This window comes from Flavobacterium sp. GW821-FHT11G01, assembly GCF_058808175.1.
On record NZ_JBXARK010000009.1, the window covers coordinates 33,583 to 55,900 of the forward strand.

At 33.2% G+C, this 22,318-nt stretch carries 21 protein-coding genes; 9 read left to right on the forward strand and 12 right to left on the reverse strand.

All coding sequences use genetic code 11. The annotated features are described in order from the left end of the window. Positions 1-46 precede the first annotated feature (46 nt). The 7 genes from AC1RRN_RS16205 to hflX all read left to right on the forward strand — a co-directional run bounded on the left by AC1RRN_RS16205 (position 47) and on the right by hflX (position 10,594). Positions 47-1,120, forward strand: coding sequence for an NADH:flavin oxidoreductase/NADH oxidase (locus AC1RRN_RS16205; protein ID WP_492968295.1), 1,074 nt, complete (start codon positions 47-49; stop codon positions 1,118-1,120). 120 nt (positions 1,121-1,240) lie between these two features. Next, the gene (locus tag AC1RRN_RS16210) at positions 1,241-2,281 is read left to right on the forward strand and encodes a Gfo/Idh/MocA family oxidoreductase (protein WP_492968296.1); all 1,041 of its coding nucleotides are present in this window, start codon (positions 1,241-1,243) and stop codon (positions 2,279-2,281) included. A gap of 268 nt (positions 2,282-2,549) precedes the next feature. Further along, on the forward strand, positions 2,550-3,770 hold the full coding sequence (locus AC1RRN_RS16215) for an MFS transporter (protein WP_492968297.1): 1,221 nt from the start codon (positions 2,550-2,552) through the stop codon (positions 3,768-3,770). 227 nt (positions 3,771-3,997) lie between these two features. Further along, on the forward strand, positions 3,998-6,835 hold the full coding sequence (locus tag AC1RRN_RS16220; RefSeq protein WP_492968298.1) for a TonB-dependent receptor: 2,838 nt from the start codon (positions 3,998-4,000) through the stop codon (positions 6,833-6,835). Positions 6,836-6,855: 20 nt separating this feature from the next. Further along, positions 6,856-8,205, forward strand: coding sequence for a DUF5689 domain-containing protein (locus AC1RRN_RS16225; RefSeq protein ID WP_492968299.1), 1,350 nt, complete (start codon positions 6,856-6,858; stop codon positions 8,203-8,205). 137 nt (positions 8,206-8,342) lie between these two features. Then, complete coding sequence (locus AC1RRN_RS16230) at positions 8,343-9,209, forward strand: hypothetical protein (RefSeq protein ID WP_492968300.1); 867 nt, start codon at positions 8,343-8,345, stop codon at positions 9,207-9,209. Between the two features lie 155 nt (positions 9,210-9,364). Beyond that, positions 9,365-10,594, forward strand: coding sequence for a GTPase HflX (hflX, locus tag AC1RRN_RS16235; protein WP_492968301.1), 1,230 nt, complete (start codon positions 9,365-9,367; stop codon positions 10,592-10,594). A gap of 57 nt (positions 10,595-10,651) precedes the next feature. Here hflX and AC1RRN_RS16240 read toward each other — a convergent pair whose 3' ends face one another. Further along, complete coding sequence (locus AC1RRN_RS16240; protein ID WP_492968302.1) at positions 10,652-11,923, reverse strand: hypothetical protein; 1,272 nt, start codon at positions 11,921-11,923, stop codon at positions 10,652-10,654. Positions 11,924-12,060: 137 nt separating this feature from the next. Between AC1RRN_RS16240 and AC1RRN_RS16245 the strand changes: the two genes are divergently transcribed. Continuing rightward, positions 12,061-13,194, forward strand: a complete 1,134-nt coding sequence (locus AC1RRN_RS16245; protein ID WP_492968303.1) for a hypothetical protein — start codon at positions 12,061-12,063, stop codon at positions 13,192-13,194. 63 nt (positions 13,195-13,257) lie between these two features. Here the strand turns inward: AC1RRN_RS16245 and AC1RRN_RS16250 are convergent, their stop codons facing one another. The 6 genes from AC1RRN_RS16250 to AC1RRN_RS16275 all read right to left on the reverse strand — a co-directional run bounded on the left by AC1RRN_RS16250 (position 13,258) and on the right by AC1RRN_RS16275 (position 17,537). Next, on the reverse strand, positions 13,258-14,208 hold the full coding sequence (locus AC1RRN_RS16250) for a DUF3078 domain-containing protein (RefSeq protein WP_492968304.1): 951 nt from the start codon (positions 14,206-14,208) through the stop codon (positions 13,258-13,260). A gap of 79 nt (positions 14,209-14,287) precedes the next feature. Next, positions 14,288-14,797 (reverse strand): DUF2480 family protein, encoded by a 510-nt coding sequence (locus AC1RRN_RS16255; RefSeq protein WP_492968305.1) that lies wholly within the window; start codon positions 14,795-14,797, stop codon positions 14,288-14,290. A 163-nt stretch (positions 14,798-14,960) separates the two neighbouring features. Next, positions 14,961-15,284, reverse strand: coding sequence for an SUF system Fe-S cluster assembly protein (locus tag AC1RRN_RS16260; protein ID WP_017494560.1), 324 nt, complete (start codon positions 15,282-15,284; stop codon positions 14,961-14,963). A gap of 173 nt (positions 15,285-15,457) precedes the next feature. Continuing rightward, complete coding sequence (locus AC1RRN_RS16265; protein ID WP_492968306.1) at positions 15,458-15,883, reverse strand: SufE family protein; 426 nt, start codon at positions 15,881-15,883, stop codon at positions 15,458-15,460. 2 nt (positions 15,884-15,885) lie between these two features. Beyond that, a complete protein-coding gene (locus tag AC1RRN_RS16270) occupies positions 15,886-16,311 on the reverse strand; it encodes a hypothetical protein (protein WP_492968307.1) in 426 nt (141 codons plus the stop codon). Positions 16,312-16,322: 11 nt separating this feature from the next. After that, the gene (locus AC1RRN_RS16275) at positions 16,323-17,537 is read right to left on the reverse strand and encodes an aminotransferase class V-fold PLP-dependent enzyme (RefSeq protein WP_492968308.1); all 1,215 of its coding nucleotides are present in this window, start codon (positions 17,535-17,537) and stop codon (positions 16,323-16,325) included. 221 nt (positions 17,538-17,758) lie between these two features. Here AC1RRN_RS16275 and AC1RRN_RS16280 point away from each other — a divergent pair, with 221 nt between their 5' ends. Continuing rightward, complete coding sequence (locus AC1RRN_RS16280) at positions 17,759-19,108, forward strand: serine hydrolase domain-containing protein (RefSeq protein WP_492968309.1); 1,350 nt, start codon at positions 17,759-17,761, stop codon at positions 19,106-19,108. A gap of 106 nt (positions 19,109-19,214) precedes the next feature. Here AC1RRN_RS16280 and sufD read toward each other — a convergent pair whose 3' ends face one another. The 5 genes from sufD to AC1RRN_RS16305 form a co-directional block, all read right to left on the reverse strand. Next, positions 19,215-20,531 (reverse strand): Fe-S cluster assembly protein SufD, encoded by a 1,317-nt coding sequence (gene sufD / locus AC1RRN_RS16285; RefSeq protein WP_492968310.1) that lies wholly within the window; start codon positions 20,529-20,531, stop codon positions 19,215-19,217. 65 nt (positions 20,532-20,596) lie between these two features. Beyond that, positions 20,597-21,343, reverse strand: a complete 747-nt coding sequence (sufC, locus tag AC1RRN_RS16290) for a Fe-S cluster assembly ATPase SufC (RefSeq protein ID WP_492968311.1) — start codon at positions 21,341-21,343, stop codon at positions 20,597-20,599. Positions 21,344-21,356: 13 nt separating this feature from the next. Then, on the reverse strand, positions 21,357-21,845 hold the full coding sequence (locus AC1RRN_RS16295) for a flavodoxin family protein (RefSeq protein WP_492968312.1): 489 nt from the start codon (positions 21,843-21,845) through the stop codon (positions 21,357-21,359). A gap of 6 nt (positions 21,846-21,851) precedes the next feature. Then, on the reverse strand, positions 21,852-22,124 hold the full coding sequence (locus AC1RRN_RS16300) for a Txe/YoeB family addiction module toxin (RefSeq protein ID WP_492968313.1): 273 nt from the start codon (positions 22,122-22,124) through the stop codon (positions 21,852-21,854). Then, a complete protein-coding gene (locus AC1RRN_RS16305; protein ID WP_492968314.1) occupies positions 22,115-22,312 on the reverse strand; it encodes a DUF2683 family protein in 198 nt (65 codons plus the stop codon). Before AC1RRN_RS16305 ends, AC1RRN_RS16300 begins: the two co-directional genes overlap by 10 nt. Positions 22,313-22,318 lie beyond the last annotated feature (6 nt).

Consider the following 22,318-nt stretch of genomic DNA (forward strand, 5'->3'; position numbering starts at 1 on the left):
GCTATCTACCCAATTGGTAGCTTAAAACCATTAAAAGTTACATAATATGGCTTCATTGTTATTTTCTCCACTCACTATAAAAAAAATTACATTAAAAAATAGAATCGTTATTTCGCCAATGTGCCAATATTCAGCAGTTGACGGATTTGCAAACGATTGGCATTTGGTTCATTTAGGAAGTCGTGCCAGCGGAGGCGTGGGCTTAATTATTCAGGAAGCCACAGCCGTTTCTCCTGAAGCCAGAATTTCTCCGGCCGATTTAGGAATTTGGAAAGACGAACACATTCAAAAACTTAAAACAATTAATCAATTTATAGTTTCTCAAAATTCAATTCCCGGAATTCAGTTGGCACATGCAGGTCGAAAAGCCAGTGTTTCATCTCCTTGGGAAGGCAATAAAAAGTTAGATTTCGCTCAAGGCGGATGGCAGACCGTTTCTTCAAGTTCGATTCCGTATCATGAAAATGAACCTTTTCTTCCAACAGCCTTAGATAAAGATGGAATTCAAAAAGTGATTTCCGATTTCAAATCGGCAACCAAAAGAGCTGTTGAAGCAGGTTATCAGGTTGTAGAAATTCATGGAGCGCATGGCTATTTATTGCATCAGTTTTTATCTCCTTTAACGAATAACAGAACCGATCAATACGGCGGAAGTTTCGAAAACAGAATAAGATTAACATTAGAAATTTTAGAAGCTGTTCAGTCAGAATGGCCTTCAGATTTACCTTTATTTGTTCGAATTTCAGCAACAGACTGGGCAGAAGGTGGTTGGAATCCAGAAGAATCAGTAAAACTTTCTGAAATCTTAAAAGAAAAAGGAGTAGATTTAATTGATGTTTCGTCTGGCGGATTAGTTTCAAATCAACAAATTCCGTTGCATCCCAATTATCAGGTTCTATTTGCCGAAAAAATCAAAAAAGAAGCAAATATCTTAACCGGAGCAGTTGGTTTAATAACACATGCAGTACAAGCCGAAGAAATTCTAACTAATAATCAGGCCGATTTGGTTTTATTCGCCAGAGAATCTTTAAGAAATCCTAACTTGCCGTTAGATTTCGCCAGAGATTTAAATGAAGATATTCAATGGCCAAAACAATACGAACGCGCTAAAATTAAATAAACCATAAGGTTTTTAATTTGAACCATTAAGATATTAAGTTTCATTAAGCTTTGAACTTAATTTTCTTAATATCTTAATGGGAAAAACATTAAAATTTATTTTGATAAAAATTATACACAAATGCAAAAAATAAAAACAGCACTATTATCATACGGAATGTCGGGGAAAGTTTTTCATGCTCCATTTTTAGACATTCACCAGGGATTTGAATTGTTAGGTTCTTGGGAAAGAAGTAAAAAACTCATTCAGGAAGATTATCCTTATGTAAAAAGTTATTCTTCAATCGATGATTTATTAGCAGATGATGTCGATTTGGTAATTGTAAATACACCAGTCGGAACCCATTACGAATATGCTAAAAAAGTTCTTTTGGCCGGAAAACATGCTGTTGTTGAAAAAGCTTTTACAACTACTGTTGCTGAAGCTGAAGAACTAGCATCAATCGCCAAAGAAAAAGGATTAAAATTAGCCGTTTTCCAAAACAGAAGATGGGACAGTGATTTTAAAACCATTCAGAAAATAATCAATGAAGGTGTTTTGGGAGATTTAGTCGAAGCCGAATTCCATTTTGACAGATATAATCCGGTATTGAGCCCGAAAGCACATAAAGAGACAGCCAATGACGGAGCTGGAATTTTGAAAGATTTAGGACCACATTTAATCGATCAGGCCATTTGTTTGTTTGGTTCTCCAAAGTCGGTTTTTGGAGATATTCGATATACCAGAGAAAATTCTGTAGTAGATGACTGGATTGATTTATTGTTGATTTATGACAATTTCAGAGTTCGTTTAAAAGCAGGTTTTTTTGTAAGAGAAGCCAATCCGGCGTATACGATTCATGGTAAAAAAGGATCGTTCTTAAAACCTCGTGGTGATGTTCAGGAAGATGAATTGAAAATTGGTAAAAAACCAAATTTAGAATCTTGGGGAACTGAATCAGAAACGCTGCAAGGACTTTTACATACAGAAATCAAAGGAGAAGTAATCCGCGAAAAAGTGCCAACGCTTCAGGGAAATTACTTTTCATTTTTTGATGGTGTTTACGATTCAATTGCCAATAATAAAACAGAGCCGGTTACCGCACAAGATGGTGTAAAAGTAATGCAGATTATTGAAGCTGCTATTGCAAGTAATGCACAACAAAAAATAATTAATTTGTAAATAATTGGCCCACGGATTTGATGGATTAAACAGATTAAAGTAGATTATTCTAATTATAGCTTATTAAATTATACCATAGAGACGCACTGCTGTGCGTCTTTTTTTATGGAGGTAGATAGAAAACCTTTGTCCCTTTGCTCCTCAGAACCTTTGTTTCTTAAAGAATTTATAAACATATAACGTTATAAATTGAGGAACTGGTGGTCTTCGTTAGTGTGCAAAGTACATTTTTTGTATTTTTATAGTAGCAATCCAAAAATCCATTATTTTGATCAATTTCAATCCGTTATCACTTTTCCAAACAAAAGGGAAAATCAAGAAAGTCTATAGAGAAGCCAAAGCTTCTTATTTAAACCGAATTCGTTTTGCTGTGGGAATGTTTTATTTCGGAATGGGGTTAAGTTTTGCAACCTGGGCAAGCCGAATTCCAGATATTAAAACCGCTTTGCATTTAACAGAAGGCGATTTAGGTTCTATACTTTTTGCACTCCCAATGGGGCAATTGGTGATTATGCCTTTTTCAGGAAAAATGGTAACCAAATTCGGGAGTCATCGCATTTTGGTTTTCTCCTTAATAATGTATGTTTTATGCCTCGCCAATTTAGGGTTGGCAACAACAGCCTTTCAATTGTCTTTAGGTTTATTTTTGTTCGGATTGTTCGGGAATCTTGCCAATATTGCAGTAAATACACAAGGTGTATATACAGAAGTACTCTTCAAAAAAACGATAATGTCCTCGTTTCATGGAATGTGGAGTTTCGCCGGATTCACAGGCGCTTTAGTAGGTTTAGGAATGTTAGCTTTAAATCTTACACCACTTCATCATTTCTTAATTGTTGGTGCTGTAGTATTACTTATGGTTGCCTTTAATTTTAAATTTTTGGTTAGAGCCAAAGAAAAAATCAAACATAAGGCTTCTGAAGGGAAAAAGTTATTTGTAAAACCCGACAGCGCTTTAATCTGGCTTGGCGTAATTGGCTTTTGTAGTATGGCCAGCGAAGGTGTAATGTTTGACTGGAGCGGTGTTTACTTTAAAGATATTGTAAAAGCACCCGGACCATTGGTAATTTTAGGATATACATCTTTTATGATTATGATGGCCAGCGGGCGTTTTTTAGGCGATGGTCTGATCAATAAATTTGGACGTGAGCGTGTGATGCAAATTAGCGGCGTAATGATTTCGGCCGGACTTTTTACAGCCGTTTTTCTTCCTTATTTAATTCCGTGTACCATTGCTTTTATGGCAGTTGGTTTAGGCGTTGCAACTATTGTTCCTACAGTTTATAGTATGGCTGGGAAAAACCCAACCGTGCCACCAGGAGAAGCTTTAACTATTGTTTCAAGTGTAAGTTTTCTTGGATTCTTAATGGGACCACCAGTAATTGGACACATTGCGCAAAATTTTGGACTTCAATTCTCTTTTGCTTTTATCGGAATCTTTGGCGTTTTAATTGCTTTTATGGTTTCTAAAATTAGAACTTCAGCTTAAAATATTGAACTCAAAAAACCAAAAAATAGGCAAAGCTACTTAATTAATTTTAAATTTCAATTAAAACATTAGTAGGAATTTATTTATATTTTTAAATGTTTTATTTACATTTGGACTTTTAGATTAACTAAGAATCTGAATTAAAATACTTTTTCCAAAAACCAATTTTATCTTTTGAATAAGGATTAATATCCGAAATCTATTTTCAAAGTAAATTGGAATTTTTAATGGGAAAAAATTACTTGCTCTTTTTTGTTTTACTGCCTTTTAATTTTGTTTTTGCACAAGAAGAAACGACTTTTTTTGGATTCGTGATTGATGCCAAAACACAAGATCCAATAGAGAATGTGGTGGTTTCTATTCAAAATTCTTCTTTAACACAACTTACATCAGCCGACGGAAGATTCGAACTTCATTCTCAAATAAAAGGAGAGCAACTGCTTTTGATTCACAGCCAGGGTTACAAAGATTTGCTTTTAAAACTGGAATCCAATTTTGGATTTAAAGTTAATCTCGGAATTTTACAATTAGAAGATAATTTCTCCGATGAAACTCCGGCCGCTCTAATTACTTTATTAGATAGTGATTTAACAGATGATAATAGTTCATCTGAAATGACTTCAGGGCTTTTACAATCTTCAAAAGATGCTTTTATGCAGGCTTCAGCTTTCAATTGGGGTCAAGCCCGATTTAGAGTTCGTGGTCTAGATAGCGAAAACGGAACCATGATGCTCAACGGTATGGTCATGAACAAACTTTATGACGGAAGACCACAATGGAATAATTGGGGAGGTTTGAATAATGTACTTCGCAATCAGGAATTTTCGATTGGCACGGCTGTTTCTAATTACACTTTTGGAGGCATCTTAGGAACACAACAAATATTCACCAGAGCATCAATGTATAGAAAAGGAGGACAGTTAACGTTTTCGGGAAGTAATACTTCATACAGCTGGCGTGCAATTGGAACATACGCTTCCGGAATGAATGCTTCTGGTTGGGCGTATGCAGTTTCAGCAGGCAAACGTTGGTCAGATGAAGGTTTTTTTGAAGGAACGAATTTCAAAGCAGAATCTTTTTTTATCAGTATTGAAAAGAAATTAAATGCAAAACAATCTTTAAATTTTACAGGTTTTTATACACCCAATTCCCGAGGGAAAAATTCTGCAAATACAAATGAAGTGACCCGGCTAACGAATGAAAAATACAACTCGTATTGGGGTTTTCAGAATGGAGAAAAACGAAATGCAAGAATAAAAACGGTTGAAGAACCGCTTTTAATGCTCAATCATTATTTTAAAATTGATGAAAAAACAAATCTGAATTCGAGTATAATGTATCAGTTTGGAAAAGTTGGAAACAGTAATATAGATTATCAAAGAGCAGACAGTCCGGATCCAACTTATTACAGGAAATTGCCCAGTTATTTTAGTTCGCTTTATGCAAAAGATCAGGGAGAATTTTCAGGAGCTTTTACTCCGGATTATGAAAATGCAGAAAAGAACAAAATCTCATTTTTAGAAAATCCACAAATAGACTGGAACGCCATGTATCGCACCAATCAAAAACAAATTGCAAATTCCAGCAGCACAATTAGTGACTATGAACCTTCGCAAAGTCATTATGTTTTATATGAAGATCGAACGGATGATAAAACTTTTGCAATAAGTTCAAATTTGAATTCACAGCTAACACAAAATATTTTTTTTGATGCTGGTTTTACTTTTAGAAACCTGAAATCACATAATTTTCAATATCTTTTAGATTTACTCGGAGGTGAATATTTCGAAGATATTGACCCTTTTTATAAAGGAAACCAGTCGCAATCAGATTTACAAAATCCAAATAGGAAAGTAAAAGAAGGAGAAATTTATGGTTATAATTATAATTTTCTGGCTAATACAGTAGATGCTTTTACTCAGTTTAGATTTACTTATAAAAAAACGGATATCTATTTGGCACAATCGTATTCTGTATCTAATTATCAACGGGAAGGTTTATATCAAAACGGAATTTATCCAACAACTTCTTTCGGCAAAAGCCAAAAAGCAAATTTTGAGAATTTTGGCTTCAAAGCCGGATTTACCTATAAAATTTCAGGAAAACAATCTTTGTTTTTTAATGGATCACATTTGACAAGAGCGCCTTCACTCCGAAATACATTTTCGAATTCACGCTTAAATAATTCCATTGTTAACGGAATCGAAAGCGAGAATATTTCAAGTGCCGAAGCCAATTATGTTTATCATTCGCCCAAATTGAAAATGCGTTTGACTGCTTATTACACTTTAATTAAAAACAGTACAAAAACTTCCTTTTTTTACGCCGAAGGTATTTTTGATAACGGAGCAGGTTATGATCCCACAGATGCTTTTGTGAGTCAGACTCTAACACATTTAGATAAGAAAAATATTGGAGCAGAACTGAGTTTTGAATATCAAATTTCCTCTACTTTAAAATCAACTTTATCTGTTGCATATGGTAATTATACTTACAATAGTAATCCGGATGTTTTAATAACTAATGATACGAATGCTGTAAAAGCAGACAAACAAACCACTTTTGATTTTGGGAAGGCTTACATTAAAAATTACAAACAAGCCGGAATGCCACAGCAAGCCTATTCAATTGGTTTAGAATACAGAGATCCAAAATTTTGGTGGATTGGATCGAACATAAATTATCTCTCTAAAAGTTATCTCGATTTTTCTCCCATTGCCAGAACAGCACAATTTTATATCAATCCGGCAAATGGTTTTTCTTTTCCGGAAGCGACAAAACAGCGAGGTGATGAATTGTTAAAACAGGAAAAGTTTAACCCAATTACATTATTAAATGTTTCAGGAGGAAAATCCTGGCGTATACACGGAAAATATGTTGGGCTTTTTTTAAGTATGAATAATGCTATGAACAGAACCTATAAAACAGGAGGTTTTGAGCAGGCAAGAAATGCCAATTTTAGAGCTTTAAATCAGGATATTTCTAGCGGAACGCCATCCTTTGGCCCAAAATATTATTACGGATACGGTCGAACGTATTTTGTAAATCTTACGATCGGTTTATAAACCTTAAAATTAGAATTCTTATGAAAAAGATATTTTTAAAGTCAATTTTGGCACTTTCATTATCACTTATTTGCGGATGTAATAATGATGTTGAAACACCAAAATTAGAATGCACTCAACCTGATTTGACGGTGAATAAAACAGTCGAAAAAGTACACGATCTTGCTGGTATAGTGGCAAAACAATATGTTTATGATGATATCATAGAAGCCTATGTGGTGTCTAGTGATGAAGAAGGGAATTTTTTTAAGACGATTTCGTTTCAGACTTTGGCAAAAGAGAGAATTCCGGCAATTGGTTTTAGTGTACCAATTGATGCTTCCAATACTTATATCGATTATCGTGTTGGAAATAAAGTATATATAAAACTTAAAAATCAGTTTACAGATTTATTTTACGGCGGACTGCGAGTAGGAAGTTTGAATGTGAGTAATGCCGGAGACCCAACTATTGGCAGAATTTCACAAAATGATTATAAAAATGTATTGAACCCTTCCTGTATAATGGCTGATGAAAATTTATTGGTTAAGAAGGTTTCTATCGAAGAAGCATTAGATGATACTAAATTGAATACTTTGATAGAACTTACTGATGTAGAATTTACAGAAGGAGCATTGGGACGTCATTATTTTGAAGAAACGAATAATGTTGGAGGGTCGACAAATTGGAATTTGCGGGATAAAACAGGAAATCAGATTATTTTCAGAACAAGTAGTTACGCCAGTTTTTCAGATCATTTAGTGCCCGAAGGAAGCGGAACAGTTCGTGGTATTTTGACAAAATTTGGTTCCGATTATCAAATGGTGATTAGGTCAGAGCAAGATGTTGTCATGGGTGGAAAGAGAAATGTTCCGTTTTTTGCTGAAGATTTTCAAACAGTAAAAAACAATGTAAATTTTGTACTGCCTGGCTGGAGTAATATTGTAGAAAAAGCAACAAAATTATGGAAAAGCATGGTTTACGGAGGTAATGGTTATGCAGAGTTTAATACCACAAGTACAACAGCAGCTGAAAATGTTGCCTGGTTAGTCTCGCCTAAAATTAACATGACAGGTTATAAAAATGCAGTACTGTCTTTTAGAAGTGCACAGCATGATTTGAAGATGGATTCTCCATTAAATGCCTTAGAGATTTATGTATCAACAAATTTTGATGGTTCAAATATTTCGAAAGCAAAATGGACAAAATTAGAAGCAAAATTTCCCTCTTTGTCAACACCAGCCCGTGCATTTATAAGTTCTGGCGCAATTGATTTATCCGGTTATTCAGGAAGCATTCATATTGCGTTTAAATATATTGGATCTGGAAAAGATAAAACACTAAATGGCGCTTTTATGGTTGATGATATTAAAATTTTTGGCGAAAAGTAGGTTGTGTTTTTTTTAAAATATGTTTAAAGTATTGATTTTTTGGAAGCTAGTTTAATAGTGTACTTTTTTTGAGATTTAAACTATTAAAATTTGATGGAATTTTGTATTTTGGTCATCCCAAATTGATACTTAAAATTATGAAAACCTACTTTATCGCCATCTTGATGATGGTACTTCCATGCTTAGTGCATAGCCAGGACAACACTGCACCTGTTCGTTTAAAGCAAATCAATATTGTAAAAACAAACTATCAGAACTCAACAGATGGTGAAATTGTAAATAAAACAGTCGTGTTTAAAGAAGGAAAAATACAGACTATTACCACTTCGGATGTTGTACAGCATTTCTTTTACAACAAAGTTGGATTGCTGGATATGACTATAAAAGACAAAGTTGGAAGCGATTGGAAAGAAGTCGTGAACTACACTTATGATGCAGACAATAATATTATAAAATTTGTAAAAAAATATCAGGAAGGCCCGGATTATATTACAAAAGTGGTGACTTTTGGCTATGAAGGAGCAAGAATAAAAGTAACAACTAAAAAAAGTACCAACCATCAAAATTTAGTGGATGATATTGAATATATTGTTGAAAACGGTATTATTGTCAGACGTACTTCTCGTGATAAAAACAAACAAATTGTTGGTAAAATAGAGTATGTTTATACTAATGATAATGTAATAAGACACAAAGGTTTGGTAGGAGATAAAATCTCTAAGACGTATACTTTTGATGATAAAAAATCTGTAGATCAACTTATTGTTCAGAATTTGTTTGGTGATAATTATAAAGTAATTGTACCGATGATTTCTTATCACGAAGAGGAGTTTAGTTTTGAAGCTATATCCTATAATAATGAAGTTAATTTTAGTCCGTCATCTGCGGCTTTGGTTGCTGTAAGCAGAAAGTATAAATATAATAAATTGAATTTTCCAATTTTCTGTACTCAAATTGAAGAGAACGGAATTGTAAAAACGGAGAAAACATTTATCTACGAATAAAACGGTATTTTCAGTTTGATTAAACCATTTAGAAAGTAATTTCTAAATGGTTTTATTTTTTAAAAAAGAAACAAACTCTTAAATAGAACTTAAAAACAATATTCTATAAGGGTTAGTGTTCTACAAATCATTAAATTTGCACCTTATTCAAAGCTATGTTAGAAAAAGAAGTTATAAATTTTGAAAGAACAGCCATTGTTGGTATTGTAACTCAAAATCAAAGTGAGGAAAAACTTAACGAATATCTTGACGAATTAGAGTTTTTAACTTTCACCGCTGGTGGTGAAGTGATCAAACGTTTTTCGCAAAAAATGGAACGCCCGAATCCAAAGACTTTTATGGGAACGGGTAAAATTGAAGAAATCAATCTTTTTGTAAAAGAAAATGATATATCGACTTTAATTTTTGATGATGAATTGTCGCCTTCTCAGCAAAAAAATATCTCTAAAATTATTGATTGTAAAATCTTAGACAGAACGAATTTGATTCTGGATATTTTTGCACAAAGAGCTGAAAGCTCTTATGCAAGAACACAGGTTGAATTAGCACAATGTATCTATTTATTACCTCGACTTTCTGGTTTATGGACGCACCTTGAGCGTCAAAAAGGGGGTATTGGTATGCGTGGACCTGGGGAAACAGAGATTGAAACAGATAGACGTATCGTTCGTGACCGAATTTCGTTGCTGAAAGAAAAAATCAAAACGATTGACAAACAAATGGGTGTTCAACGTAGTAATCGTGGTGCGATGGTACGTGTGGCGTTGGTAGGTTATACCAATGTTGGAAAATCGACCTTGATGAATGCAGTTGGTAAAAGTGATGTTTTTGTTGAGAATAAATTATTCGCAACGCTGGATACAACAGTTCGAAAAGTAGTAATCAAAAATTTACCATTTTTACTTTCTGATACTGTTGGTTTTATTAGAAAATTGCCAACACAATTGGTAGATTCTTTTAAAAGTACATTAGATGAGGTTCGCGAAGCCGATTTGCTTTTGCATATTGTAGACATTTCGCATCCTGATTTTGAAGATCACATCGCATCTGTAAATCAGACTTTGCAGGATATTAAAGCACATGAAAAACCTGTAATTATGGTTTTTAATAAAATTGATGCTTACAAACATTTGACGATCGATGAAGATGATTTAATGACGGAGAAAACGCCAAGACATTACACGCTTGACGAATGGAAAGCAACCTGGATGCATCGTTTGGGAGAAGAAAATGCATTATTCATTTCGGCTACCAATAAACAAAACTTTGAAGAATTTAGAGAAAGAGTTTACGAAGCCGTTCGCCAGATTCATATTACAAGATTTCCGTATAATAAATTTTTGTATCCGGATTATAAGGATGCGATTGAGAAAGAAGAAGAATAAAACAAGAATAAAAAAAATCCCAAAATTATATTTTGGGATTTTTTTATGGGAATAAACTTATGCTTTTTTCAATTCTAATTTTTCATCATCCGGAGAGGTGTAAACGTCATCAGACTCGCTTTCGTATGGTTTAAAAGTACCATCGGCATTTTTTACGACCATGATAGCTTCTCCTTGGTATTTCTTAAAAGAGATTTCTTTTCCATCTTCAGTTTTAACATTGAACTGATTTCCATTTGGCCAAACATAACCTGCTTTATCAGTACCTTCATAAATAGCTATAGCAGGAGAGTAAGAATCTAAACTAATCATACCACTTGAACCAGTTGCAGCGGGTTTAAATCTTGTAAATTCAAAAGTTCCCACGAATATTTTCTTTTTATAATAGGCAGTTCCTTTAAGAGTAATGCAATAAGCAGATCTTGAAGTTAAAGTTTCTATTTTGTGTGTAAAATTATTCTGGTTTACAAATCCTAAAATTTGAAGATTCTTTTTGGCATTGTCCGGCCACATGGCTAACATACCAGCGTTATCTTTAGCAATAGCAAGATATTCATTTGCTTTTGGAAAATTAACTTTGAAAATTTCAATTAAGCTTAAGTTCAAATTAACGATTTTCGTAATTTCCTTATCCTTAATTTTTCCGTAAGGTTTTCCAAGATAGCCTTTGTAGAAATTTTGCATTTGATCTAAATAAGCGTCATCAAATGTAAGTGCTTCAAGTTTACCAAGTAATTCTTGTGTTTTAGTATTAAAATCAACTAATTCAGGGAAAGCTTCACATTTTTCGAAAATTCCGTAATTAAAGGTTAATTCAACTTCATTTTTTGTGATAAGATATCCATCTAATAAGTCATAAGCCTGAAGACATAAAGCATTAGCCATCTCAGTCTCCTGATTACGTCCCTTAACTCTGTCTAATGGAACTGTTCTGTTAACAGATGCCATAGTTATTATCTCATTGTTTTTCCCTAATATTAAAAAGCTAAGATCGCCAGTTACACTTGGTTGACCAGATGCATTAAAAAGGTATTTTGAAGGATTTAAACCTACTATAATTTTCAGATCCGGATTAATAGAATCAATCTGTTTGTCATTTTTGTATTTATCAAGAGTAATATCCTTTTGAAAAGTTTCATTTGGAAGAAATTCTCTTGATCTATCCCATTTATTAATACCCTGAACAATGATATGGTATTTTTTAATGGCATTAAAATAATCTGATTTTGGTACAGGAATTTTGAATTTTTTAGTTTCTGTGTCAGTTTTTTGTGCATTTACAGCGACAGAGATCATCAGAAAAAAAGCGGCAATGTGAATTTTAGTCATATAATTGGGGATATAGTTTAAGGACGTTAAAAATAATATTTTATTTGTTTGAAAATTAATATGTTTGTAAAAATTTTCTAATAATTTATTATTTAATTTTTTTTAAAAAGACAAACCCTTAATCAACCTAATTTGCTATGAAAAAAATTACTCTTTTATGTTTTTCGTTGTTCTCAGTTGCATCTTTTGCACAAAAGGTCGACTTAGATCGCTTTTATTTCAATGTTAGTTATCAGGATCTTCCTAAAACTATAGTTCCTTTAGAACAAAGAACTTATGCAACTAATATTATTACCGACGGACCAATTTCTATTCAGTTTCCAAGTGCAAAAGTTTTAAATAACCAATTAAATATTTATGGTTGGAAAAAAGTAACGGAGAATGCAAGTCTAACTGTCGACCTTAATTTGGCCGATTTTTATGAAGAAGGAACTACTGTTGAAACAAGAAAAGTAGAGGAAAAAGATAAAGACGGAAAAGTTTTGAGATCATATCCAATGTATACACTTGTAACTACTTACAGAGGTAAAGGATATGCTGTTGTTACTGCTCCGGTTGTGGCAAAAGCTCCTGTTGCTGCTGCCCCGGTTGAAGCAGCTCCAAAACCAACTAATAGATTCCTGAAAAGTACAAGTCAGGATGCTCCGGCTAGCGATGCAGGTTCGGGAACAAATACAATGAAATTTAATTTTTCTGATCAGTATACTTATAAAACGGCAGAAAATGCAAGCCAGTCTTATCTTGAAAGAGAAAATGCAAAAAACAGATCTGTGAATTTACAAAACAGATTAAGAGAGTATGTAGAAAACGCTATTAAAAGCGCAAATACACAATTGAATTATAATTTTGGTTTTACGCCAATCAGTTTTCAGGAGCAACTTTGGATTATGGATTCAAAAGAAGAAGAAGGTGCAATTCAAAAAGAAGCTATCGAAGCTGTTAAAGTGCAATTTGCAGGAATGAAAGCAGATCAGCCAATTGATAAATTAACTCAGGATTTACAGCCTTTAATAGAATATTTTGAGTCTCTTAAAACAAAATATACAGAAGACAATAAAGGAAGCAAAAAAATCAGATATTCTGCTTATTATAATTTAGGAAAAATTTATTTGTATTTAGATCAACCTGAAAAAACAATAAAAGAAGGAGAAGGATTAATTGCAAATGATTATGATAAAGGTGATGGTAAAGACCTTATTTCGAGTGCTAAAAAATTAATAGATAAATTTAATGCAGCACAAATCAGAACAAGACACAATCCATCGTTATAAACCTGGATTTTAAATAAAAAAGGGAACATATTTTTGTATGTTCCCTTTTTGCTTTTATGATATTTAAAATCCGAAATTAAGTCCTAAGCCAAATACTTCTCTGGTCTGAAGACCTTGATAGGCATTGTCGTCATAAATTGCCTGAAATGATAAATTGGCTGACAAAAATTTATTCACTTTCATGATAATATTCAATGAGTAATCTATATCAACATTTTGAGGATCTTCTAAATAATTAGAATATAAATTCAAAGTATTTTCAGCTGTTACGTTGGTCATGATAGCCAGTTTGTAATAAACGGAAGCATAAAAACCTAATTCATAACGCATACTTTTGCCTTCATCAACGCCAAAATAATCTCCATCTACATAAGGCAAACCTGAAAACCTGTCGATTCCGCTCGTATAAGCGTTGTCTACAAAAGTGAATTTTGAAGTTAGAGGCGCAAAATTTATTTTTAGGTTAGCATCTTTTGTCCAATAAATACCTGGACCTGTAGTAAGATAACCCGGAGACATAAATTTAGTTTGTTCAGTCCTGATTTGTTTTCCATTTGCATCCTGACCATAAATGTAACCTGTAGAAAATTGCGTTCTAAAATTTAGGAAATAAGAGTAATACCATTGACCGAAAGCTTTTTTTCCAACTATTGAATTGAATTCTAAACGGTCATCTGTTTTTTTTGTGAAGTCATCATTTTTGGTCTGTAAAAGTCCGTAGGAGGCAAGAATTTTATTGTCCCAGGTTATATCATCTTTTTTGTAATTGAAATCATAGTTGATTCCCAGAGTTCCGGAAAAGCTATCTTCTCCACCTGCAATCCAGTTGTTAAAACTCGATTGATTTAATAAAAGTGATACTGTTCCTTTTGTTTTCCAACCTTCTCCTTCAATAGTGTCGTTAATTTTTTTTACTGCTTTTTCAGTATTCTGAATTAATTCTTTTTCTGAATTTTGGGCTTGTACAAAAGTGAAGTTTACTAAAATGAAAAGTAATAACGCTAGCTTTCTCATAGTCTTTAGTTTAGAAGTGTATTAACAAATATACTAAAAACCGTCAAAAGGTTCGGAATTAATTGATCGTAAAAGAAAGTTATTTCTTAGTTTCTTTGTATAAAGGAACCGCTGAACAAGCCTCTCCATACATAATACTTCTGGCAAAAGGTTGCAGATATGTTGTCGCTAGAATGTATGCACGCATTGGAACTGGTTTTTTTGAACAGCCTTTTACGATGACAGGTTTGTTTTTGTATGCTGAATAATCGATCGCAGGTAAGATTTCTTCGTATAAGCTTCCGTCTAAGTCTTCTATGGTTCCATTGACTACTTTTTTAGCATAAGGAGCCAATTGTACTGCTACTAAAATTAAAGCCCAAGCCGGAACAATAGCATCTGTACTGCAATGTACAGCCACATATTGATCTTGATATTGCGACCAATCGTGATTTTTTAAGTGCTCTCTAAAGTCTTTTTCTTTCAATAAAAATCCTTCTAAAAGCCATTGCGAAATGTCAATTTGCACACGCATTCCCTTTGGATAATAATCTTCCAAATCAAATACTTCTAGTACACTGTTGGCAACTTTATTGATAATTTCTTCCATTCTTTAAGTCTTAAAGTCGAAGGTCGAAAGTCATAAAGTCTCTAACTTTGGACTTCATGACTTTCAACTTTGTGACTAATTGTTTTTTTAAGTCTTAAAGTCGAATATCAAATGTCATAAAGCCTTAACTTTTAGACTTTCGACTTTTGACTTTACGACTAAATTAAAGCATTCCTAATTCTAATTTTGCTTCTTCGCTCATTAAATCTTTGCTCCAAGGCGGATCGAAAGTAATTTCTACATCAACATCTTTAATGTTTTCGATTGTTTTTACTTTTTCTTCCACTTCTCTAGGTAAACTTTCCGCAACTGGGCAGTTTGGAGACGTTAATGTCATTAAGATTTTTACTTCATAATCGGTATTAACCATTACATCGTAAATTAATCCTAACTCATAAATATCAACAGGGATCTCAGGATCGTAAATTCCTTTTAAAACTTTTACGATTGATTCTCCTAATTCGTTTGTGTCTATTTCTTGTTCCATTTTTATTTTTTATTTTTAAACACTAAGTGTTTTTATTTTTTACCATTAAGATATTAAGGAAATTAAGTTTTGCTTTTGTGTCAAAACAGTAAGCTTAATTTTCTATTTGACCATTAAGAATAGTAAGATAAGCCTGAGCTTTATGAAACTTAATATCTTAATGGTTTAAATTTTTAATTTTTGTTTTTAGCATCAAAAGCCAAAGCGTACATTTTGATGTTTTTTATCATCGAAACCAAACCGTTTGCACGTGTTGCTGATAAATGTTCTTTTAAACCAATTTCATCAATAAATTCAGTATCTGCATTTATAATGTCTGATGCTTTTTGGTTGGAGAAAGCACGAATTAAAATCGCGATTATTCCTTTTGTCAGGATTGCATCGCTGTCTGCTGTAAAGACAATTTTATCATCGTTTTGTTCGCCTTGCAACCAAACTTTTGATTGACAGCCTTTGATTAAATTTTCGTCTACTTTGTACTCTTCTTTAATTAACGGAAGATTTTTTCCTAATTCGATGATGTACTCGTAACGTTGCATCCAATCATCGAACATTGAGAATTCGTCTATTATTTCGTTTTGTATCTGTTTTATTGTCATAATTATTCTTTAGTAAAATCTGTCAGCAAATTTACCAATTTTTCGATTTTCTTTGGAGGAAAACCATTATCGAAACCTTTTGTTTCGTATGTTTTTGGATTCTGAATTATTTTTAAATTTCCAATTGTGGCACCATCGTAAAAACGTTTTTCTGTTGGCGCTTTTAAAGCAGAAAGACTATCTAAATTTATTTTTTCAAATTCGGATACAATTTTATTCCATTTTGAATTATCTATTTGGCTTACAATTGCTTCCGTGTCTCTTCCGTTTGTTATCGAAACTTTTTGATCTTGAACGACAATCCTTTTGTAAAGTCCTCGAGACATGGCGGTGTATTCAATTTGAGTTCCTGTCATATCTGCTTTTTTTTGACTTGAACAGCCTGTTCCAATAAAAAGAATCAGGAGTAGTAAAGATATTGTTCTCATAAAAGGTTTTTTTAGCTTAACATTGTTTTTGCTTTCTTAACAGCTTCGACCATTGCGTCAATTTCTTCTTTGGTATTATAAAATGAAAAAGAAGCACGAATAGTTCCCGGAATACAGAAGAAATTCATGATGGGTTGTGCGCAATGATGTCCGGTTCTAACCGCAATTCCTAATTTGTCGATAATAGAACCAACGTCGTAAGGATGAATTCCATCAATATTAAACGAAACGACAGAAGCTTTATTTTTTCCGGTTCCGTAAATTCTTAAACCATCAATTTCTAATAAACGTTTTGTAGCGTGTTCTAAAAGTTCGTGTTCGTATTCCTGAATATTATCAAAACCAATATTGTTTAAATAATCAATAGCTGTTCCTAAAACAATTCCACCCGCGATATTTGGAGTTCCGGCTTCAAATTTATGAGGAAGATCTGCGTAAGTTGTTTTTTCGAAAGTCACTTCTTTGATCATTTCGCCACCACCTTGGTAAGGAGGAAGTTTGTTCAGCCATTCTTCTTTTCCATATAAAATTCCGGTTCCGGTTGGACCGCACATTTTATGACCTGAAAAAGCATAAAAATCACAATCTAATTCCTGAACATTTGGTTTTAAATGTGGAACAGCCTGTGCACCATCAATTAAAACAGCCGCTCCAACAGCATGTGCTTTATCAATAATATATTTAATCGGATTTATAATTCCGAGTGCGTTTGAAATATGATTTACCGTAACGACTTTTGTTTTTTCTGAAAGAAGAGCATCAAAAGCTTCGATGATTAATTCACCGTCTTCGTTCATCGGAATAACTTTTAAAGTTGCTCCGGTTTTTTCGCATAACATTTGCCACGGCACGATATTACTATGATGCTCTAATGATGAAACAATAACTTCATCGCCCGGTTTTAAAATAGAAGCAAAACCGTTTGTAACTAAGTTGATTCCGTGTGTTGTTCCCGACGTAAAAAGCACTTCGTGGGCAAATTTTGCATTAATATGTTGTTGTACTTTACCACGAGAAATCTCGTAAGCATCAGTAGCTAATTGACTTAAAGTATGAACACCTCTATGAATGTTGGCGTTAATTTCTTGGTAGTATTTTTCGATGGCATCAATTACAATTTGTGGTTTTTGCGATGTCGCACCGTTGTCGAAATATACCAATGGTTTTCCGTTTACTTTTTGTGAAAGTATCGGAAATTCAGCTCTTATTTTTTGGATATCTAGCATGTCTTATTTAGAAAAATTCTATTTACAAAAGTACTAAAACTAAATTTGTTTATACAGCAATTCTATAATTTCCTTTTATAACGCCATTGCCAGAAGGCGTAAATGCTGATTCCATAAAAATCGATTCGGTTTTCTGCATTATCCTAATTGTATTTGTAATTTGGGTTCTAAAATCGTGAAGATAAATTATTTATATTGCATTAAAAACATCTAACATCATTATGAAAAAGTTTCTCAAAGTATTTGCGATTGTTTTGGTTCTTGCTTTCTTGTATTTCGGATTTACAACGTATCCAAAACTGGATTTGATTTCTGGTTTCTCAGCGAAAAGTGTGGCTTCCGGACATTTTATGGATAATCGATCGTTAGACCTGATTCAGAAAACGGACAATGATATTGATATGATTGATTTGGCGAAAAATTCTATTGATGAAGCAGGTAAGTTTACAACGGCTTCGGTTTATGGTTTAAAAGAAAGAAAAGCTATTTATCGAGAAGGTTTAGGAGCAACTTTAATCAATGATGATTTTGATGTTTCGAAACCGTATTTACTTCCGAAAAGAACAAAATTAGTCAACAATTTTCCTTTTCCTTATGGGAATAATGAACCAAAAGATACTGTTTTTTCAAATGTTGATTATGCAAAATTGAAAAGTGCTGTTGATAATTCATTTGATAAAAATGGAGGAAAGAAAAAGAGAACCCGCGCCGTTGTGGTTTTGTATAAAGATAAATTGATAGCGGAGAAATATGACGTCGGTTTTAATAAAGACAGTAAAATTTTAGGCTGGTCGATGACGAAAAGTATAACAAGTTCTGCTTTTGGAGTTTTGGCTAAACAAGGCAAAATTGATATTTATAAGCCAGCGCCAATCAAAGAATGGCAAAATGACGAACGCAAAAATATTACTGTAAACGATTTACTTCATATGAATTCTGGTTTAGAATGGGAAGAGAATTACAGCACGATTTGCGATGCCACACAAATGCTTTTCCAATCTGAAGATATGGGAAAAGTACAAATGGATAAACCAGCGAAATATAAACCAAACACACATTGGTATTATTCATCAGGAACAACCAATTTATTATCCAGAATTTTAAGAAACCAATTTAAAACACAACAAGAATATCTTGATTTTTGGTATAGCGCCGTAATCGACAAAATCGGAATGAATTCGATGATTGTCGAGCAAGATATGTCTGGAACTTTCGTAGGTTCTTCTTACGGATGGGCAACGCCAAGAGACTGGTCAAAATTTGGATTATTATATCTCCACAAAGGAAACTGGAACGGAGAACAAATTTTGGATGAAAGCTGGGTGAAATATACTGCAACTCCAACAAATACTTCTGAAGGAAAATATGGAGCTCAATTTTGGCTAAACGCCGGAGGGAAATTCCCGGATGTTCCTCGTGATATGTTTTATTGTAGCGGTTACCAAGGACAAATGGTGGCGATTATTCCGTCTTTGGATATGGTTATTGTCAGAATGGGAGTGAAGGAAGAAGAACCTGGATTTGATTTTAATGGGTTTTTGAAGGGAATTATTTCTTCAGTAAAAAAATAAAATTTAACCGCAAAGACGCCAAGTAAAAAGCGCAAAGTTCGCAAAGTTTTAAACTAAACCTTGCGAACTTTGCGTAAATCTTTGCGAATCTTGCGGTTAAACAATACTACAAATCAAATCCTAAATTCACGCCTAATTTCATGGCGATGATTTTAGTAATTCTTTGTTTTAATTCCGGTATTTTAATGCTTTCGATAACGGCATTTGAGAATGCGTACATCAATAAAGCTTTAGCTTCTTTTTTAGGAATACCACGCGATTGCATGTAGAACATAGCTGTTTCATCAAGTTGTCCAACTGTACAACCGTGAGAACATTTTACGTCATCGGCAAAAATCTCCAATTGTGGTTTTGCGTTGATCGTTGCTTTGTCACTCAATAAAATGTTGTTGCTTTTTTGGAAAGCATTTGTTTTTTGAGCTTCTTTTTCAACCAAAACCTTTCCGTTGAAAACTCCGGTCGAACGATCAGAGAAAATTCCTTTATAATCCTGGAAACTCTCGCAATTTGGTGTTGCGTGGTTTACCAAAGTATAATGGTCAACGTGTTGTTTGTCATTTAAGATCGAAATTCCGTTTAACGTACTTGTCAATCTTTCACCAAAGTGATAAAAGTTTAAGTTGTTACGAGTTAAATTTCCACCAAAAGAGAAAGTGTGTACATAAGCATGACTTTCTTGTTGTTGCGAAACGTAAGTGTTGTCAATTAAATTGGCTTCACTATTATCGTTTTGAATTTTGTAATAATCAACTATCGCACGTTTTTGAGCAAAAATCTCTGTAACCGAATTGGTCAAAACCGGATTTTCATTCAAACTTTGGTGACGCTCAATAATTTGAACATGTGAATTTTCACCCACAATAACTAAATTTCTTGGCTGAACCATTAAAGCTGATTCGTTTCCTGTTGAGAAATACATGATCTCAATAGGTTTGTCAGTTACTTTTTTCTTCGGAATATTGATAAATGCACCTTCACTTGCAAAAGCAGTATTCAATGAAGTTAAACTATCATCTTTACTTGCAATTTGATTAAAGTAGGTATCAATAATCATTTTATATTTTGGTTTGGTCAATGCCGATGACATCAAACAAACATCAACCCCATCATGTGTTGTAGAAGACAAATGCGAACTAAAAACACCATCGATAAATACTAATTTATAAGTATCAATTTCGTGTAAAAAGTATTTTTTTACCTGATTAAATTCGATTGCATTTTCTTCCTTTGGAAAAACCGTAAAGTCATTTTTTAAGATGGCGTTTAACGATGTATATTTCCAGGCTTCATCTTTTTTGGTTGGGAAACCTTTATTTTCGAAGTTTTTTAAGGCATTTGTGCGTATGTCATGTAAATCTGAATGTACATCGACACGCTCTTCAAAAGCCATAAAAGACGATACTAATTTTTCTTTTAAATCCATTTCTTTAGTTGTAAGTTATGAGTTATGAGTTATGAGTTTTGTAAACTGTTAACTGTAACTGTAAACTAGTTTTCTGCCTTGATCCAATCGTATCCTTTTTCTTCTAGCTCATAAGCTAGTTCTTTTCCACCTGATTTTACGATTCTTCCGTTGTAAAGAACGTGAACGAAATCAGGAACGATATAATCTAACAAACGTTGGTAGTGTGTGATAACAATGATTGCATTTTTCTCGCTTTTCAATTTGTTAACTCCGTTAGCCACAATTCTTAAAGCATCGATATCAAGACCAGAATCGGTTTCGTCAAGGATTGCTAATTTTGGTTCTAACATTGCCATTTGAAAAATCTCGTTTCTTTTTTTCTCCCCTCCTGAAAAACCTTCGTTTAAAGAACGAGATAAAAATTTACGATCAATTTCTAATAACTCCGATTTCTCACGAATTACTTTTAGCATTTCGTTAGCCGGCATTTCGGCTTGACCGTTTGCTTTACGAGTTTCGTTGATCGCAGTTTTCATGAAGTTCGTTACACTTACTCCAGGAATTTCTACTGGATATTGAAACGAAAGGAAAACTCCTTTGTGTGCTCTTTCTTCAGGAGCAAGATCAGCAAGATCTTCTCCGTCAAGGAAAACTTCTCCGTCAGTAACTTCGTAGTTTTCGTTTCCTGCGATAACTGCAGAAAGTGTACTTTTTCCAGAACCGTTTGGCCCCATGATAGCGTGTACTTCGCCAGCTTTAACTTCTATATTAATTCCTTTAAGGATTTCTTTATCACCAATTCCGGCGTGAAGGTTTTTTATTGATAACATTGTTTTTTTATTTTTATATAAATGTCAATTCTATTTTTGTTTGTTGGTTTAGGATATTGGCATTAAAATGCGCGTGTCCTAAATATTCCATGCCTAAATAATCGGCTGATTTTTTGAACGGAATGTAAAAACTATCCTCTATTTCGTTGTCGTGTGAATTGGATATCACACCAATTTTCTTTCCTCTAAGTTTTCTTCCGGTTTCTTTTTCAATTCGGATTAAATCTGAAAAACGATCAAAGAAAACCTTCATTATTCCACTCATATTGTACCAATATATTGGCGTTGCAAAAATTAAAGTGTCGTACTCTTCAAGTATTTTTCTTATTAAAGGCAGAAAATCATCTTCTCTGTTTTTGCTTTCGTAATCATAATAAGAAATATTATAATCACTTAAGTCAATCACATCTATTCCGGTATCTTTAGAAATTTCATCCACAATTCGGGTTGTGTTTCCGTTTTTTCTGGATGAACCTAAAATGATTACTTTTTTGTTTTCCATTAATACTTATTCGTAATGTCCTTTCAGAGAAAGAATATTTAGTATTTCGATATTATTTTCTTCTGTAATTCTGTAAATAATCCTATGTTCTTTATCAATTCTTCTTGACCATCTTCCGGATAATTCATATTTTAATTGTTCGGGTTTTCCAAGTCCTTCGTAAGGATGAATTAAAATGTCTTGAATTAAACTTGTGATCTTTTTCATTATTGATTTGTTTCCAGACTTCTTCCAAAAAAGAATGTCTTTTTGTGCCTTTTCAGAATAAATTATTTCCACAAATCCTCAACTTTTATTTTAACTCCTTTTCCTTCTTCAATACTTTTTTCAGCATTAAGAATCTCTTTTACAAATTCTGGATTATATGGTTTCTCTATTTCTTCAATAATTTCAAAACCAAGAGATTTTGCCAGCGATTTTAAAACCGGAAAATCTTTTTTCTTTACATTTTTTAAGATGATATCCATAATTGT

What these genes read in the sequence shown, in the direction of transcription:
- AC1RRN_RS16205 (WP_492968295.1), top strand. Translation starts at nt 47, where the DNA reads ATGGCTTCATTGTTATTTTCTCCACTCACTATAAAAAAAATTACATTA.
- AC1RRN_RS16210 (WP_492968296.1), top strand. Translation starts at nt 1,241, where the DNA reads ATGCAAAAAATAAAAACAGCACTATTATCATACGGAATGTCGGGGAAA.
- AC1RRN_RS16220 (WP_492968298.1), top strand. Translation starts at nt 3,998, where the DNA reads ATGGGAAAAAATTACTTGCTCTTTTTTGTTTTACTGCCTTTTAATTTT.
- AC1RRN_RS16225 (WP_492968299.1), top strand. Translation starts at nt 6,856, where the DNA reads ATGAAAAAGATATTTTTAAAGTCAATTTTGGCACTTTCATTATCACTT.
- AC1RRN_RS16230 (WP_492968300.1), top strand. Translation starts at nt 8,343, where the DNA reads ATGAAAACCTACTTTATCGCCATCTTGATGATGGTACTTCCATGCTTA.
- hflX (WP_492968301.1), top strand. Translation starts at nt 9,365, where the DNA reads ATGTTAGAAAAAGAAGTTATAAATTTTGAAAGAACAGCCATTGTTGGT.
- AC1RRN_RS16240 (WP_492968302.1), bottom strand. Translation starts at nt 11,923, where the DNA reads ATGACTAAAATTCACATTGCCGCTTTTTTTCTGATGATCTCTGTCGCT.
- AC1RRN_RS16245 (WP_492968303.1), top strand. Translation starts at nt 12,061, where the DNA reads ATGAAAAAAATTACTCTTTTATGTTTTTCGTTGTTCTCAGTTGCATCT.
- AC1RRN_RS16250 (WP_492968304.1), bottom strand. Translation starts at nt 14,208, where the DNA reads ATGAGAAAGCTAGCGTTATTACTTTTCATTTTAGTAAACTTCACTTTT.
- AC1RRN_RS16255 (WP_492968305.1), bottom strand. Translation starts at nt 14,797, where the DNA reads ATGGAAGAAATTATCAATAAAGTTGCCAACAGTGTACTAGAAGTATTT.
- AC1RRN_RS16260 (WP_017494560.1), bottom strand. Translation starts at nt 15,284, where the DNA reads ATGGAACAAGAAATAGACACAAACGAATTAGGAGAATCAATCGTAAAA.
- AC1RRN_RS16265 (WP_492968306.1), bottom strand. Translation starts at nt 15,883, where the DNA reads ATGACAATAAAACAGATACAAAACGAAATAATAGACGAATTCTCAATG.
- AC1RRN_RS16270 (WP_492968307.1), bottom strand. Translation starts at nt 16,311, where the DNA reads ATGAGAACAATATCTTTACTACTCCTGATTCTTTTTATTGGAACAGGC.
- AC1RRN_RS16275 (WP_492968308.1), bottom strand. Translation starts at nt 17,537, where the DNA reads ATGCTAGATATCCAAAAAATAAGAGCTGAATTTCCGATACTTTCACAA.
- AC1RRN_RS16280 (WP_492968309.1), top strand. Translation starts at nt 17,759, where the DNA reads ATGAAAAAGTTTCTCAAAGTATTTGCGATTGTTTTGGTTCTTGCTTTC.
- sufD (WP_492968310.1), bottom strand. Translation starts at nt 20,531, where the DNA reads ATGGATTTAAAAGAAAAATTAGTATCGTCTTTTATGGCTTTTGAAGAG.
- sufC (WP_492968311.1), bottom strand. Translation starts at nt 21,343, where the DNA reads ATGTTATCAATAAAAAACCTTCACGCCGGAATTGGTGATAAAGAAATC.
- AC1RRN_RS16295 (WP_492968312.1), bottom strand. Translation starts at nt 21,845, where the DNA reads ATGGAAAACAAAAAAGTAATCATTTTAGGTTCATCCAGAAAAAACGGA.
- AC1RRN_RS16305 (WP_492968314.1), bottom strand. Translation starts at nt 22,312, where the DNA reads ATGGATATCATCTTAAAAAATGTAAAGAAAAAAGATTTTCCGGTTTTA.